This window comes from Pseudoalteromonas sp. AS71 (genome assembly GCF_038900275.1).
In the GTDB taxonomy this organism is placed as follows: domain Bacteria; phylum Pseudomonadota; class Gammaproteobacteria; order Enterobacterales; family Alteromonadaceae; genus Pseudoalteromonas.
This window is the reverse complement of record NZ_JBBMQZ010000018.1, coordinates 107,601-122,755: the sequence shown is the minus strand read 5'-3', so window position 1 is coordinate 122,755 and position 15,155 is coordinate 107,601. Positions and strand designations below refer to the sequence as shown.

Genomic DNA, 15,155 nt, shown 5'->3' with positions numbered 1-15,155 from the left:
TGTTGGCGGAGTGGACGGGACTCGAACCCGCGACCCCCGGCGTGACAGGCCGGTATTCTAACCAACTGAACTACCACTCCAGCTTTTACTTACAAATTTTACGAAAATGGCGGAGTGGACGGGACTCGAACCCGCGACCCCCGGCGTGACAGGCCGGTATTCTAACCAACTGAACTACCACTCCATATTTTCGTTGCTGTTTAGGTCTCCCTGACAGCGGCGTGAATAATACGAACCAACCCCTATTTCGTCAAGGGCTTTTTTGTTTTTTTATAGGTTTTTTAGTCATCTGTCATCGAAAGGTTTAAAATTTCACCTGATCTGTCATTTTTTGAGCCATTTTTACCGACTTGATTTTTTTCTGTGTCGGCAACATCACCTTCACTTGTTTTCTTTTTCTTTAAAAAAGGCAGCTTCACTTTAAATTTAATCGGTTTTTTCTGAACAAATATACGAATTAACAACCAACCGAGTAATAAAATAAGCGTATTGCAGCCTACAATTAAACTAATAATTGTAGATGTGGCCATTTTTTCTTCAACGGGTTCATTCTCAATCATTTCATCTGGGGTAATAATCGTTGCAGGATCAATTTCGGGCACCGCTTCTATAGGTCGTTCTATCTCAAATTTGTACGTTGGTAGCGTTGCCATAAATTCGCGGCCATTAATATTAGTCCCAAAAACTGACAGCTCAACGCTATATCTACCCCAATCATAATTTTTAACACTAAGTTGTCGTGAATCTTTAGCAGCAGCATCTATGGTAAACATTTGCTCTTCGTTATTGGGATAGTAGATTTTTCCCTGGATGATGACTGTTTCTGGCTTAACAATACTTGGGTCTATATTTATAGTTAACAGATGCTCGTCTGTATCTTGCTCTGCTAACGCGACTTCGGTTACAAAAGGCGGCTCGTGCACTTCTATTGTATTTTGCACGATGCGTCGCTGCAGCAGTGGTGTTGCCACGTAAAGTTCTGGAGTCCATTCACCCGCAGGGAAATCTAAAGTAAACTCGCCCGTAAATACACCATCTTTAGGGCGCTCATCAAATCCACGTCCATCGTCTTTAAATTCAGCGACTTCTTGAATGCCTGCGCCAAAGTTAGCAAAGTTTTCATTGTTAGTACTTACAAAGTCGACATTAAGGCTCACAACATCTCTAAATAGGTTTGTATTAATTGGCTCACCGTCATTTAGTATTTTGCCAGTGATTTTTATTGTCTCCCCTCTAAACAACATTGAAGGAAGAGGCTCTGCCTCAAGAGATATCTCGCCTAATACGACTATTCGGCTGTCGGGCAAAATACTGCCTATGACTTGCCAAGGACCTGCCATAGGTTTTTTTATGGTTACTAAATCGTAGCTGAGTTCGTCAAACCAATCTAAGTTAGGGTTTTTAACAGAGTCAGCAGCAAAGTACTTACTGCCATCGGGCCTCACTAAAATAACAGCAGGTGCACCTGATTTTCTAAAAAAAAGCAGTGTTATTTCATCTATTTTGCTATCTATGCGAAAACGATTATCAAGTAAAGGGATCTCATTTTGATGCCCATCGCGCTTGAGCACTTCTACTTGTTTTACGCCATATGCATTGCCAGTAAATAAAGTAGCTGCACATAACGCTGTTACAAAATACATCGTTTTCATTAAATCGCCTTATTCAGCGCGCCAGATACATTGGCCGCCTTCTTTATTTACAAGATCTAATCGTGCCTCGTGTGCGCTTTGCTCAGCGTCACTTGCTCGCAGAACAACTAATGGGGCTCTATCACTATTTAAACGCTTTATACCGCCCTTCTGTTGCTCGCTGCCGTCATCTTTGTTTTGATTCAAATTCAACTTTGTTTGACCGCCCGTCATGGCAAGGTAAACATCGGCTAAAATCTCAGAATCCAGTAGCGCGCCGTGAAGCGTTCGTTTACCGTTATCTACATCGTAACGACGACATAATGCATCAAGGTTGTTCTTTTGACCTGGATGCAAGTCACGCGCCATTTTAAGCGTGTCGAGAACTTGACAAAAAGTATCTGTTTTAGGATAACCCTGATTAAGCAACGCAAATTCGTTATCCATGTGGCCAATATCGAACGGCGCGTTATGAATAACTAACTCAGCCCCTTCAATATAGTCGAAAAACTCTTGGGCAATTTGATGAAACAACGGTTTATCACGTAAAAATTCGTTAGTGATACCGTGAACGTCTATCGCTTCTTCTTCACTTGGCCGTTGTGGATTTATATAAACGTGAAAGTTATTGCCTGTTAAACGGCGATTTACTAACTCCACACACCCAATTTCTATAATACGGTGCCCTTGTTTAGGGTCTATGCCGGTGGTTTCTGTATCTAAAACTATTTGTCTACGTGCCATATCGAATTTAGCCTGATTCTGGTATCTTTCTATAATCACTTTATTGTACATAAGATCAAGGTAAAACAGTGCAAAAAACCGTAGAGATTTACACCGATGGCTCATGTTTAGGTAATCCTGGCCCCGGCGGTTATGGTATTTTTATGATTTATAACGGCCACGAAAAAGAAATGAGCCAAGGTTATAAACTCACAACAAATAACCGAATGGAAATGCTCGCGGCTATTGTAGCCCTAGAATCACTCACTCGAGAATGCGAAGTAAATCTAACAACCGATAGCCAATATGTTAAGCAAGGTATTGAATCGTGGATCACTAACTGGAAAAAACGTGGCTGGTTAACATCAGCTAAAAAGCCGGTTAAAAACGTCGATTTATGGAAACGCCTAGATAAAGCCTGTAGCGAGCACAATGTAACCTGGAAATGGGTTAAAGGGCATAGCGGCCATAAGTACAACGAAATAGTTGACGATTTGGCGCGCGATGCAGCTGGCAGCAAAGATTTACTAGAAGATGTAGGCTACCAGCCTTAATTAGCTGTTGTTACACCAATTTTATTAAAAACAAGTTCATACTATCGCATTAAATAACTCACTAACTGCGTTAAAAATGATTCATATAGAACAACTATATGTCACAATTTTCGCCTTGTTAATGTGCTATCTTCTTAGCGCTATAATAGATCACTTATTTAATGCAATTGGTATTATTTTCTTGGTCGCACGTTTTGTAATGCTGCTTTGACGTTTGTCTAAGCCCTGCCCCTTTTACTGGTGCAAACTGCGGCCTTGCATGCCACTTAGGTTTTATTGGCGTAAGTGGCGCAACTCTTTTTCGTGCCACCAGCATATAAACACTGCCCATTGGTTTTAAATACTGTTTTGCAAAAGTACGCCAAAACTCAAACCTTGATAGCCTATTACCTCTTGCCAGTGATGAATAAATAAAACGTTCATCACTTACAATTTCAAAACCAAGTAAGTTTAGCCAATCTTTAACCCGTGCGGGTGTAAAAAAGCGCCCTGTCCATGGTAATTTTTGACCACTAAAAGGCAGCATTTGTGCAAGTCCGCATAAACTAAATGGATTAAAGCCAGTCACTACTATATAACCACCCGGGATAAGCGTGCGATGTGCTTCTCGTAAAATGTGATGTGGGTCTGAATGATACTCTAAGCAATGGCTTAGTATGCAGGCATCAATACTGTGCTCGTAAAATGGTAATTCGTCTATGTCAGCGACTACCCCGGTGTAAGGCCCAGGCTCTGCAACACACACTTGGTGTTTAATCGTACTTATACTTGTGTTTAATTCGCCACTTAAATTACCTAGCTTAAGCATATGATAGCCAAACATACGCGGCAGCCACTGCTCCATCTTACGTTCAATATCTGCACGCAAATAATCCCCATGAGGAAACTGCTGCCACGACAGTGGTTTGGGTCCTTCTTGAAAACTAAGGGCTGGTTTCATTTTTTGAGCTCGTTATACTATGCGATAAGTGTCACTTTATAGAGCAATTTACCATGGTGCAAGTCAAAGCAATTAAAGCCTTTTCTGATAATTACATTTGGTGTTTAACTACCGATAACAGTAACCAAGCATGGGTAGTCGATCCTGGCCAAGCACAGCCCGTATTAGCGTATCTAGCTGAGCACGAACTTACGCTTGGTGGGATTTTAATTACGCATCATCACTACGACCACACTGATGGCGTAGCTGCATTAGTTGACGCCTATCCAAATATATCGGTTTATGGCCCCGCGAATAGTCCATTTAAAGGCATTACTCACTCACTTACTGATGCTCAAAGCATTAGCGTACTTAATATTAACTTTAATATTTTAGCGACGCCTGGGCATACACTTGATCATATTTGCTATACAAATGATGAACTTGCTTTTACAGGCGATACATTGTTTAGCGGTGGATGTGGGCGATTATTTGAAGGCACACCAAAGCAAATGTGGGAATCGTTTAATAAACTAAGAGAGCTGCCTGCAAGCTGTAGTGTGTATTGCACACACGAATACACGCAAGCTAATCTTGCCTTTGCCAAAGCGGTTGAACCTCGCAACCCAGAACTCCTTGCGTACAGTAAAAAAGTAGATGAATTACGCAGTAATAACCAAATTTCCCTACCAACTTCTATTGGACAGGAGCTAAAAGTAAATCCATTTATGCGTAGCGATTTGCCAACCATTACAGAGTTAGTGCCAGAAAAATTCATCTCGGTTACAAAAAACAATGAACCTTGGGGAAACTTTGCTAGTCTGAGACAGTTCAAAGACAATTTTTAATGCACAAACTAATACTTTAATATTTATTTTATTAGAATCATTAACTTAAGATATAGTGATGATTCTATTTCTGCGTTTTAAAAAGTCATTAAGTGGCAATGTTAACTCATAACAGGTAGTATTCGCCGAGTTTTTTACCCGATGTATTGGTATTTATGAATAAATCTCCCCTATTAGTAGCCTTGGCGTTAGCGCTAAGTGGTTGTCAAACTGTGGCAACTCTAGACTCAGACTCTCAAGTCGCCACGCAAGCAAACCAACAACTCGAAGGCGCAAGTCCTAACGACATTAACAATGCATTGATGGTAAACGCACAATATCAGCAAGTTGACCCTGATGAGCAAGAAGCTCCCGTATTTGATGATGTATGGGAGCGAATTCGCTACCAACTTTCTATCGAAATACCGCAAAACCGCCCTGTTGTTACTGAACGTAATTATTACGCTCGCCACCAAGCCTATTTAGATCGTATTTCTAAACGTGCAGAACCTTACTTACACTTTATTGTTGAGGAAGTAGAAAAGCGCGAAATGCCAATCGAAATTGCACTACTTCCTATTGTAGAAAGCGCATTTGACCCATTTGGATACTCTAATCGCAGTGCGTCGGGCATTTGGCAGTTTATGCCTGCAACTGGTGAGCGATTCGATTTAAAACAAAACTGGTGGTACGACGGTCGTCGCGACATCGTGCAATCGACTCGCGCAGCACTTGACTACTTATCGTATTTACACAAAACCCTTGAAGGCGATTGGCTAAATGCAATTGCAGCTTACAATTCAGGTGAAGGGCGTTTGATGCGCGCGATTAAAAAAAATCGTAAAAAGCATTTACCTACCGATTTTTGGTCTCTTGACTTACCAAGTGAAACAACAGCTTACGTACCAAAGTTATTAGCACTTGCCGATTTATTAAAACGCTCAGATGATTTTAACGTTACGTGGCAACCAGTAATTAATGCACAAGTGGTTGAAGTGGTTGATGTTGGCTCGCAAATAGATTTAGCGCTTGCTGCTGATATGGCTGATATGACGCTTACTGAGCTATACAGATTAAACCCTGGTTTTAATCGCTGGGCAACTGATCCTAATGGCCCTCATTCTTTATTATTGCCTGTTGATAAAGCAGAGGAATTTAGTCAAAAACTAGCAAACACTGATGTTAAAAACAGATTACGCTGGCAGCGTTATATTGTGGCTCGAGGCGACAGCTTATCGGTAATTGCCAAAAAGTTTACAACAAGCTCAAGTGCAATCCGATCGCTTAATAAACTCAAATCAAATACGATTAAAGTAGGCCAAGAGTTATTAGTCCCCCTTACTGATGGCGCTATAAATAGCGAACATTTACCAAAGCAGATGCGTTTAGCTGCTAATAAAGCAACTCGCACAAAGCTTTCGCACACAGTTAAAAGTGGCGACACATTATGGGACATTAGCCGCGAATATGACGTAACTATGGATGAGTTAGCTAAATGGAATAAGCTAAAGAAAAACTCTGTATTGCGCCTAAATCAAAAACTAACTGTGTATAAGTCAGCTAATAAACCACAAGCAACGGCAAGCACCAACCGTACTATTACATACAAAGTACGCCGTGGTGATTCACTGGCACGTATTGCGTCTAAATTTAATCTCAGCGTTAACGAAATTATTAAGTGGAATAACTTAGCCGGTCAAAAATACTTACAACCTGGCCAAAAGCTAAAACTTAAAGTAGATGTCAGAAGTAGCTAATTTATAAAACTATATTAAAAGTAAAAAGGAGCGCATGCGCTCCTTTTTTAATACTTTAACGTTAAGGATTAAGCAGGTAGTTTCTCCAGCCATGCTTTTAACCAAGGCTCGGCTACCGGCCATGGTTCAAAATCTTCACATGCATCTATTTCTAGGCGGTTGCCCACAGGCTTTGCTTGTAAATCGCGTAGTAACTCGTCAAAGCTACGTCCTGCGCCACAAAATGTATCGCCGTAACATCTGTCACCCATTGCAATTACACCAAACGGTTTATCGGTAAGCATTGGGAAAGTGCTATTCATTGCAAAGTACAATCCTGCCAAATTACTCGGTACATCACCTTGGCCTGTTGTGGAGGTAACAATTAAAATATGCGATGCATTTTTTATATCATCAAGTGATGCTTCAGTAATTAGCGTTGCAGTATGACCCGCTTGCTCAATTGTGGCTGCAACTTCATCGCTTAAACGCTCTGCACCGCCATTAACGCTGCCTACAAAAATACTAATATGTGCCATTAATAATCCTTTTCTTGCTTTGGCCAACCTAGCTGCTTACATATTTCAAGCATGTCTTCACCTAGTGGCGCTTTAATTGTTATTGATTCATTACTATAAGGGTGCAAAAAACTAAGCTCTGTTGCAAATAACATTAAGCGTCTTAGTTCAAAATGCTCTCTAAAAAATTGATTATGCTGATTATCACCGTGATTTACATCACCAATAATAGGCAGTGATAAGTGCTTTAAGTGTCTGCGAATTTGATGCTTGCGCCCTGTTTTTGGAAAACACTCAACTAACGAGTAACGCACTGTTGGGTACTTACCAATAGGAATAGGCAGTGCAGCTTGGTGCAGACAATTAAACTGGGTTTGCGCTTCTTGCGGTGCTTTATCTTGATCTGCAAACTTATCGGCTATTTTATCAAGTTCTTCTTTAAGTGGTTTATCTAAAAATACCGATTCTGGCGCAAAACCACGCACTAAGGCCAAATAGCGCTTAGCAATGGTACCTTCAATAAATAGCTGGTTCATATCGCGAGCTGCTTCAGAGCTCAGTGCAAACAGCAATACGCCCGACGTAGGTCTATCGAGCCTATGTACTGGAAATACATGTTGCCCTAGCTGGTCACGCAACATTTGCATAGCAAACTGGGTTTCGTGTTTATCTAAAAACGAGCGATGCACTAATAAACCTGAAGGCTTATTTATAGCCACATAATTTTCATCTTGATACAAAATAGTCAGCTCGCCATATTCAATAGGCGCTGGACGCTCACTCATTTGGTTCTCCTAAAAAGGTATCAAGGGCTGTTAGTAATTCAATTATTTCATCACTCCCTGCTTTATTCACAAGTGTCATTTGCGCCATAGGCGCAATAGCAAAGTTACGTGGCAGTGGTTGTTTGTGCGTTATTAATTGTTGTATTTTATCAATAAATACAAATTGTAACCACTGCTCAAATGCCATTGTATCGTGACAAAAAGGAGTATTTGAAAGCAGTGCATCAGCGTCTATTGGCTCACTTTGCCAAAGCTGATGCTTTTTTAAAAGTGCCGTTAACTGCACTAAATAAGTTTGGGTTTGCTGGTACATAACCACCCTCTTTTATATATGTAATGCAATTATACCCTGTTCCCTCATAGGCGGCTATGGCGTATAATTGATGTAATTTTGCAGTAAAAACAGTTGAGAAAACAATGAGTGATCAAATAGCTACATTAGGTCAGCTTTTAGATGGTGCGGGTACTCAGTGGCGTGCTTTTGATATTGGCAGGCATATTACTAAGCTTGATAAAAAACAATTTTTAGCTATTGAACAAGCTCAAGTGCCTTACCCTTATCCTCTTGCTGGTCATGCTTGGCTAGCTATTCAATTTTGGGATACTAAAGCCAGTAAAGAACCTTATGTATGGTTTTTAAAGTTTCCACTAGACGAGCAAAGTATACTTGTAAGTGCTAGTCGCGATCATTTTGCTGATATGATTATTCAAGCCCTAGGCACTGAAATTACAGGTGAGCAAGCTGATGGAAAGCTTGATAATAACCCTTATGTTTTTACGCCAAACGCAAATAAATTAGCGGCATTTAATGCCCAAGTAAAAGTACTATTAAAACAGCCTGCGTCGCAGTATTACGAGCATGCACAATTATACTTTAGCGGTAAAATTGGTTTTGATAATTGGCAAAGTGTTGCACTGCAGGGTATTGCCGATTTTGCACTACGCTTAGACAGCGATACAAACTTAAGTAATCTTCAAAAAGCATGGGCGCATTTACCCATTGAAGTACTGCAACCACTCAGTGCCATGCTTGAACACGTTGAAATACCAACATCAATGAGTGTGTTACTTGTTAATTACACGCAGGCCGCAATTAGTAACAACGACACAGTGGCTATAACCGCAGCACTAAGATCTGCATCAAAAGGTCAAGCTCAAGGGCTATGCGCTCAATTGGTTGATAATGTATTAAGCTCACCGGTGGGACAAGACTCTGATGTATTATTAACAATAGCTGGACGGTGTTTTAAGCAATTAGAGAACCCTGAACGCTTACATGTATTTATGGATAATTGCGCACATCATCAAAAAATTGAAGAATTGTTTCCAAGTATTTTTGCTGACTTAGTTGCAATACCGACTATTCGCCCGCATTTATTAGGCTTATTACGTAAAGAAAATCGTAGCGAAACCCTCGCGCGTGCAATTGGAAGGTTATTCTCTTAAATGGCAAGTTTATGGACGTTCATACTTATTGGTAGTGTAATTTACTTATTTTGGCTTAACCGAAAGGTTGCTGAAGCGGCGAACGTTCATGCTAAACGTCAAAGTGAGCAACTGCAAGTGCAGTTGATGAGTGTTGCATGCACAAAACGCCGCTTTGGTTTTTTAAAGAACGGCAAGCCAGGCATCAAAAGCGAATTTATATTTGAGTTTTCAAGCGATGGTGAAAATGCTTATCAAGGTGTGTTAATTATGGAAAATGAGTTTTTGAAAAGTGTGGTTGTTCCGCCGCATAAAATATAAAGCTTATACCTTAAAGGAATTTGTTTTGATTTAATAAACTTAATTCAGCACAAAAAACTAAGGCGTAACTAAAGTTACGCCCCAATTGGACTGCATCCTGCTAGATATCCATTATCTTAAATCCGTATTATCATCCCCTGAACGAGTAAACAACCTTGTTTACCCTCACATTGCATCCTGCAATATCCATAGCCACCTTGGCAAACCCACGAAATCTATCGTTTGGCTACATACCGTAGCATCATCCTTGGTAATCCTTTTAAGTAGCTCCTGCCACTTATTGCATCCTGCAATATCCATAGCCATCTTGGCAAACCCACGAAACCTATCGTTTAGCTACATCCCGTAGCATCATCCTGGTAATCCTTTTAAGTAGCTCCTGCCACTTTTTGCATCCTGCAATGTCCACTTGCCATCTTGGCCGTCCTGCGTAAACTAACGCTCCTGCTACTTCCTGTAGCGCCATCCGTGATTATCCTAAAGTAACTCCTAGCTACTAAGTGCTTCATGCACTTCCTTATTCTTCCTTGTATCCGTTTTAGCTTGTCCTTTATGCTTCCTGCTAGCGTCTGCTATGTTGCCTATTCCGTATCCTTGGCAGTTACTCAATCATTGAGCTATGTCGTCTTGACAAAGAGAAGTTTAAAGCAATCAGGGGGGAGAAATAGGACTTAACATTAAATAAATAAACGTCACAAAAATGAAAAATAAAAATAGACTTTAAATAACAATAGCTTGAATGAAAAAAGGCTACTTATTAATAGCCTTTAACTGAGAATGCTCACGACAATGTAAGATATATCTCACGGCCTTATGTCCGTTTGGGCGCATTGGCTTACATTATAATTTTAAATAGTTGGCTCAATTATTGATTTAAATAGTAACTCGCCCTCTACTTGGTTAAAAGTAAGGTGTTTAAATGCTTCAAATTTTTCGGTTTTAAAAAATTCAATGTGTTCTTTGCGCGTTACAAATACAGCCATCCCCGTTGACTCAGTGTTACATTTAACTAAATCATCAAGCCCTCGTAGTAAGTAACGACCAAACCCTTGCCCATGAAAATGCGGATCTACGGCAATAAAAGCTAAAAAGTAGTAATTGCCTTTCTCTTTAAGGGCATCTCTAATTGTTTGTTCTTTATCTATTAATTGATTTGTTTGTAAGTAGCCCGCACTCAGCATTAATTTTAAACGCCAGTGCCAATAACGCTGCGCTTGTAATTGGCTATTAGATTCAAATACACACGCTACTGCTCTTAATTTATCGTTGCGGTATAAACCAATTAATGGCTGCTTTTCTTGCCAAAAACTACTGAGCTCTTCGCGAATTAATGAGCGTAATTTTTTTTCGTAAACTGATTTATTTTCGTCATTGTAGCTAAGCATGTTTAGTAATACAGGATCGTCATGGTAAGCCTGATAAATTAAGCTCGCTGCAGTGCTAATATCTTCTGCGGCTAAATACTGTACGCTGAACGTATCAGCTGGTGTGGTTACACTCATTGTATTTCCTTTATTATTTAGCTATAGACTGTTTAACTTTATACCTAACTATATACCTAAAATTATTAACCGTAAATTCAGCGAGAGTTTAACTAGCTAGGAGTAGAGTTAGTCCTTAGAATAAGTTTTCATTCATTTAAAGGAGCAATATCATGGATACGACTAAACACGACATCAATACACTATTTGCACAACTTGGATTACCTAATTCTGATGAACAAATAGATGCATTTATTGCCTCACATGAATTAGAAGACACAACGCTACTCCAAGAAGCTTCTTTTTGGGATGAAGCACAACAGCACTTTTTAGCTGAATCGCTTGCACAAGACGGTGATTGGTGTGAAGTAATTGACGAGTTAGATGTACGCATTCGTCAAAGTAAGTAACTTTATTTAATGTACCCTCCCTTATTTATTGCTAACATAGCATCTGCGCAGCATTTATATGCTGCGTATTTATTTTATTAAAGAGTTATATATCTAATGAATTCAGTTGTATTTGATGCAATTAAAGCCCTTCTTGATGAAGGCAAAACCCCTACTGTAGCACTAACTAAAAGCCGTTTGGCGCAACCGGTTCCTATGCCGATGATTATTGCAGCAGTAAGCCAATATAAAAACAATCCTGATTCAATTAATAACTTCATGAGAAACCCACAGCAGTCAGATAATACTGAGCTTAAAACAAGTCAATTAGATAGAATTGAGCAAAAACTCGATAAACTTCTTGCACTGCTAGAACAAAAATAATTTGAGACTATAAATGTTCGTTGTTGATTTAACTTTTGATTGCTACCAAGACACCACCTTAGAACAAGCCGAACAGGCAATAAATCGCTTAGTCAATGCACTGCGTTTTAATGGTCAAATAATGGGTGAAGAATTTCCAACCGTTTTAAAAGATGGATTTTTTATTACCCGCGTTATGTGCCCGACCGAAGATGCAATGCACCCGTTAAATAACAGCCCGTTTGTTAAGCACAGTATCGAAAAGTTACATAGTGCAGGGCTACTTGCGCCAAAAGTGAAAGTGATTGGACAAGATATTCATTCCAACGGCGCTGATTGCTGTAAAGAACCATCTAGTTATATTTTATACACAACCTATGTGCATACGTGTAGCCCGCTTTATTGTGGTGATGACTTTTTGCCCGTGCCGCTATTTCGTATTCCGGCAATTGCTAATGGTGATTACAAAACACTTATAAAATGGCAAGAAGATTGGCAAGCCTGCGATCAAATTCAAATTAACGGCGCAACCCGTTGTGAATTTCCGGCACTTGAAGAAATATCGAGTATTAAAAGCGACTTATATAGACGCGGAAAAGACATAACAAAGCGAATTAGTTTTTTAACTAAAAAGCCAACCTATTATTATTTATACCGTGTAGGCGGCGTAGATAAAGCGTCTGAACTTGAACGAAAATGCCCTAGTTGTAATGGCGACTGGAAATTACCTGAATCGTGGTTTGGGTTATTCGACTTTAGGTGTGAGCCATGTGGCTTAGTGTCTAATATATCGTGGGATTTTCAATAACCACTTTAATGAGTGCTTAAAATCAGCTTAGTGATGACACTAAGCTGATTTATTAAACACGTTTTAAACCTCTAATGCCTTTAAAAAAGCATTAATGTTAGGTGCAAGTACATGGTGTGTTTTTTTGCCTACGTGCTCTAAACATACTTCTCCAGTGTGCACCAAAACACTCACTAGTAAATCATCTTGATCTGTTAAACCAATAAATACTGTTTCTGGCTGCTTGAGCTTGCGTTTCATTAAAACGTGACCCGTTATATTTTGCTGTAACAAATTAAAGTCTTCTTCGTTCCATGCTTGTAGTAATTCAACCTGATGCCCATCAATACTTGCTGAAATGCTTCCACCGTACATATTCCCATATAGCTCGCTAAGCTCTTTTGGAAACTCAAGCTCAAGTGCACTGGCTAAATCATTAAGCGAAGCTGCAGGTTGCTGACGCGCGCCCTGCCATTGAATGTTACCTTGCTCGTCAACCTCACCAACTTCACATGGGCTTGGCCATTGATCGTCGTGTGTAATAAGTGGGTACTTTGCAGTGTTTTTAAGGGTATTTTCGCTAAATTTTTGATGAAGTTGTTCTATAAGCAATGCAACAGACATACTGTGAAACTCATTTAAATTAGATATAATGTTCCCATTGTAACTATTTAAGAGCAAACATGACAGATTACAGCAATTCTCCAGACCTTAAAGGTAGCGTATTAGGCCAATCTACTGAGTATGTAGATGTGTACACGCCAAGCTTGCTTTTCCCTATTGCGCGCAAATTAAATCGTGATGCTTTAAATATTGACGAAGCTGAGCTGCCATTTAAAGGCCAAGACATTTGGACAGGTTACGAGCTTTCATGGTTAAACATTAAAGGTAAACCCCAAGTTGCCGTGGCCTTATTTACCTTTGAGTGCCAGAGCAGCCATATTATTGAGTCAAAGTCGTTTAAACTTTATTTGAATAGCTTTAACCAAACCCGATTTGAAAGCATTGATGTAGTAAAACAGCATTTAATTGATGATTTATCAAACGCGGTTAACAGCTCTGTCAAAGTGACTTTATATAATCCTGATGATTACAATTGCTTACCCTGTACGGCGCTGCCAGGTGAATGTATTGATGATTTAGATATTGAAATTAATAATTACGATATTGATGCTAATTCACTTAAAGCAAAAAATGATGAAGTAGTTACTGAAACGCTCTACAGTCATTTACTCAAGTCAAACTGTTTAATTACCTCCCAGCCTGACTGGGCAAGTGTGATTATACGATACACAGGCGAGCAAATATGCCGCGAGTCGTTACTGCGTTATTTAATTTCGTTTAGAACGCATAACGAATTTCATGAGCAGTGTGTTGAGCGTATTTATAGCGATTTAACAACACAACTTAATATTAAAGAGTTAGAGGTTTACGCGCGTTATACTCGTCGCGGCGGGCTTGATATAAACCCGTATCGCTCTACGCACTATAACGATACGCCATTTGCCGTTAAAATTAATCGTCAGTAGGTTATTTTAAACTGGAATATTAGTATTAAAAAAGGAGCCTAGGCTCCTTTTCTATTTGTATATTTAATTAATACCAATTCGCTTAATTAAGTGAGCTATTTTGAGGCTGGGAAAACGTGTTGATAGCTAGGCAAAAAATTCGCTATTTAGTTGTTCTCGGCACTTGCTCCTGCATTGCTCTACCTTCTGCACCCATGCAGTCGTAAATGAGAATTTTTTAGCGCAGGTAACGACATGTTTAGCCCCGCAAAATGATTAAGTATTATTGCGGATTGGTATAACTTCGCGCTTAGTAGGTATGGGCATACCACACACATCAACGTAGTTATGTGCTTTAACAAACCAAGGTTCAACACGGTTTTTACGAGCACTGATTAAGTTTTTAAACACAGCTGAGTTTGTTTTCATCACTTTAAATATACTTTTATCGCTTTGGACATCGCCAAGGACTTGTATATTGGTAATTGGGTTAAATGCTTTTCCTTCAGTTGGTGTACGCGCTAAACGGTTAAAATGTTCTATACCTTCGAGCACTCGACCAAACACCGTAATGTTTTTATCAAGGTAGCGCGGGCCTTGCCCTATCGTTACAAAAAACTCCGTGCTCGCACTATTTATATAGTTATCGCGCGCCATTGCAAACACGCCACTACAATGCACTTGCCATATTTGCGTATGTGCTGAGTTTTGAGCCACTGCAAAGCCGTTTAAAAAGCCAGTAACTGGTGCATATCCGTCGCCATTTAGCTCAGTAATTAAAAGTGGCTTGTTTGTTGTTAAATAAAACTCAGCAGGAACTGTTTTATCCGCTGTTTTAATTAATTTTTTACCCGATCTGTCGCCACCTTGCGCTACAAAACCTTCAACAAACCGATAAACGCTGGTATTTTTATAAAACCCTTCTCGTGCTAACTTTTTAATGTTTTGAACGTGCTTTGGAGCAAGCTGTTCATTGAGCTCAATGTACGCATCGCCCGTTGGCAGCGTTATCTTTAAAATATTTTGAGCGCTCACTACTCGCCAGTCATTGTCTGTTGCACTAGCAATTACTTCACTCGCGCTCAATAAAGGTAGCTCTTGATTAACAACATCATTGCCAAATTGTTGAGCACAACCGCTTAATAAAACACTAAGCAGAGCTGGCAATATAATTTTTTTCATCACTCA

18 protein-coding genes and 2 tRNA genes are annotated in these 15,155 nt (G+C 39.7%); 9 read left to right on the top strand and 11 right to left on the bottom strand.

What is annotated here, in order from left to right; all coding sequences use genetic code 11:
- Positions 1-3: 3 nt before the first annotated feature.
- The 4 genes from WNY98_RS14520 to dnaQ all read right to left on the bottom strand — a co-directional run bounded on the left by WNY98_RS14520 (position 4) and on the right by dnaQ (position 2,375).
- Positions 4-80: transfer RNA gene (locus WNY98_RS14520), tRNA-Asp, on the bottom strand.
- Between the two features lie 27 nt (positions 81-107).
- A tRNA-Asp gene (locus WNY98_RS14515) sits at positions 108-184 on the bottom strand.
- A 97-nt stretch (positions 185-281) separates the two neighbouring features.
- On the bottom strand, positions 282-1,652 hold the full coding sequence (locus WNY98_RS14510; RefSeq protein ID WP_170071928.1) for a TIGR03503 family protein: 1,371 nt from the start codon (positions 1,650-1,652) through the stop codon (positions 282-284).
- A gap of 9 nt (positions 1,653-1,661) precedes the next feature.
- Positions 1,662-2,375, bottom strand: a complete 714-nt coding sequence (dnaQ, locus tag WNY98_RS14505) for a DNA polymerase III subunit epsilon (RefSeq protein WP_076924405.1) — start codon at positions 2,373-2,375, stop codon at positions 1,662-1,664.
- 68 nt (positions 2,376-2,443) lie between these two features.
- On the opposite strand from dnaQ, the gene rnhA reads away from it, so the two are divergent.
- Positions 2,444-2,908, top strand: a complete 465-nt coding sequence (gene rnhA / locus WNY98_RS14500) for a ribonuclease HI (RefSeq protein WP_007378210.1) — start codon at positions 2,444-2,446, stop codon at positions 2,906-2,908.
- Between the two features lie 154 nt (positions 2,909-3,062).
- On the opposite strand, the gene WNY98_RS14495 is transcribed toward rnhA, so the two are convergent.
- Positions 3,063-3,848 carry a class I SAM-dependent methyltransferase gene (locus WNY98_RS14495; protein WP_024599756.1) on the bottom strand — a complete coding sequence of 262 codons (786 nt, stop codon included), beginning with the start codon at positions 3,846-3,848 and terminating at the stop codon, positions 3,063-3,065.
- A gap of 53 nt (positions 3,849-3,901) precedes the next feature.
- Between WNY98_RS14495 and gloB the strand changes: the two genes are divergently transcribed.
- Both gloB and WNY98_RS14485 read left to right on the top strand, forming a co-directional pair.
- The gene (gloB, locus tag WNY98_RS14490; protein ID WP_342878224.1) at positions 3,902-4,675 is read left to right on the top strand and encodes a hydroxyacylglutathione hydrolase; all 774 of its coding nucleotides are present in this window, start codon (positions 3,902-3,904) and stop codon (positions 4,673-4,675) included.
- A 155-nt stretch (positions 4,676-4,830) separates the two neighbouring features.
- Positions 4,831-6,411, top strand: a complete 1,581-nt coding sequence (locus tag WNY98_RS14485) for a LysM peptidoglycan-binding domain-containing protein (RefSeq protein ID WP_170071925.1) — start codon at positions 4,831-4,833, stop codon at positions 6,409-6,411.
- Positions 6,412-6,479: 68 nt separating this feature from the next.
- On the opposite strand, the gene WNY98_RS14480 is transcribed toward WNY98_RS14485, so the two are convergent.
- From WNY98_RS14480 to WNY98_RS14470, 3 genes are read right to left on the bottom strand one after another with little or no spacing between them, the layout of a single operon-like run.
- Positions 6,480-6,929 (bottom strand): flavodoxin, encoded by a 450-nt coding sequence (locus tag WNY98_RS14480; RefSeq protein WP_076924407.1) that lies wholly within the window; start codon positions 6,927-6,929, stop codon positions 6,480-6,482.
- Entirely contained in the window at positions 6,929-7,693 is a 765-nt protein-coding gene (gene truC / locus WNY98_RS14475) for a tRNA pseudouridine(65) synthase TruC (RefSeq protein ID WP_024599760.1), read from the bottom strand. The genes WNY98_RS14480 and truC overlap by 1 nt, the downstream gene beginning before the upstream one ends.
- Positions 7,686-8,006 (bottom strand): YqcC family protein, encoded by a 321-nt coding sequence (locus tag WNY98_RS14470; RefSeq protein ID WP_342878223.1) that lies wholly within the window; start codon positions 8,004-8,006, stop codon positions 7,686-7,688. Before WNY98_RS14470 ends, truC begins: the two co-directional genes overlap by 8 nt.
- A 104-nt stretch (positions 8,007-8,110) precedes the next feature.
- On the opposite strand from WNY98_RS14470, the gene WNY98_RS14465 reads away from it, so the two are divergent.
- Both WNY98_RS14465 and WNY98_RS14460 read left to right on the top strand, forming a co-directional pair.
- On the top strand, positions 8,111-9,139 hold the full coding sequence (locus WNY98_RS14465; RefSeq protein ID WP_342878222.1) for a DUF3549 family protein: 1,029 nt from the start codon (positions 8,111-8,113) through the stop codon (positions 9,137-9,139).
- The gene (locus WNY98_RS14460) at positions 9,140-9,439 is read left to right on the top strand and encodes a DUF3301 domain-containing protein (protein WP_002963032.1); all 300 of its coding nucleotides are present in this window, start codon (positions 9,140-9,142) and stop codon (positions 9,437-9,439) included. It abuts the gene before it with no gap.
- A gap of 848 nt (positions 9,440-10,287) precedes the next feature.
- Here WNY98_RS14460 and WNY98_RS14455 read toward each other — a convergent pair.
- Positions 10,288-10,941: a GNAT family N-acetyltransferase gene (locus WNY98_RS14455; protein ID WP_342878221.1), complete on the bottom strand. Its 654-nt coding sequence runs from the start codon at positions 10,939-10,941 to the stop codon at positions 10,288-10,290.
- A 152-nt stretch (positions 10,942-11,093) separates the two neighbouring features.
- Here WNY98_RS14455 and WNY98_RS14450 point away from each other — a divergent pair, with 152 nt between their 5' ends.
- From WNY98_RS14450 to WNY98_RS14440, 3 genes are all read left to right on the top strand, one after another.
- A complete protein-coding gene (locus WNY98_RS14450; protein ID WP_024599764.1) occupies positions 11,094-11,330 on the top strand; it encodes a DUF2789 domain-containing protein in 237 nt (78 codons plus the stop codon).
- A 96-nt stretch (positions 11,331-11,426) separates the two neighbouring features.
- Complete coding sequence (locus WNY98_RS14445) at positions 11,427-11,693, top strand: hypothetical protein (protein ID WP_007378199.1); 267 nt, start codon at positions 11,427-11,429, stop codon at positions 11,691-11,693.
- 13 nt (positions 11,694-11,706) lie between these two features.
- Complete coding sequence (locus tag WNY98_RS14440) at positions 11,707-12,480, top strand: Zn-ribbon-containing protein (protein WP_024599765.1); 774 nt, start codon at positions 11,707-11,709, stop codon at positions 12,478-12,480.
- Between the two features lie 63 nt (positions 12,481-12,543).
- Here the strand turns inward: WNY98_RS14440 and syd are convergent, their stop codons facing one another.
- Positions 12,544-13,083 (bottom strand): SecY-interacting protein, encoded by a 540-nt coding sequence (gene syd / locus WNY98_RS14435; protein ID WP_342878220.1) that lies wholly within the window; start codon positions 13,081-13,083, stop codon positions 12,544-12,546.
- A gap of 59 nt (positions 13,084-13,142) precedes the next feature.
- Between syd and queF the strand changes: the two genes are divergently transcribed.
- Positions 13,143-13,988, top strand: a complete 846-nt coding sequence (queF, locus tag WNY98_RS14430; RefSeq protein ID WP_342876056.1) for an NADPH-dependent 7-cyano-7-deazaguanine reductase QueF — start codon at positions 13,143-13,145, stop codon at positions 13,986-13,988.
- A gap of 255 nt (positions 13,989-14,243) precedes the next feature.
- On the opposite strand, the gene WNY98_RS14425 is transcribed toward queF, so the two are convergent.
- Positions 14,244-15,149 carry a peptidylprolyl isomerase gene (locus WNY98_RS14425; protein WP_342878219.1) on the bottom strand — a complete coding sequence of 302 codons (906 nt, stop codon included), beginning with the start codon at positions 15,147-15,149 and terminating at the stop codon, positions 14,244-14,246.
- Positions 15,150-15,155: the final 6 nt, after the last annotated feature.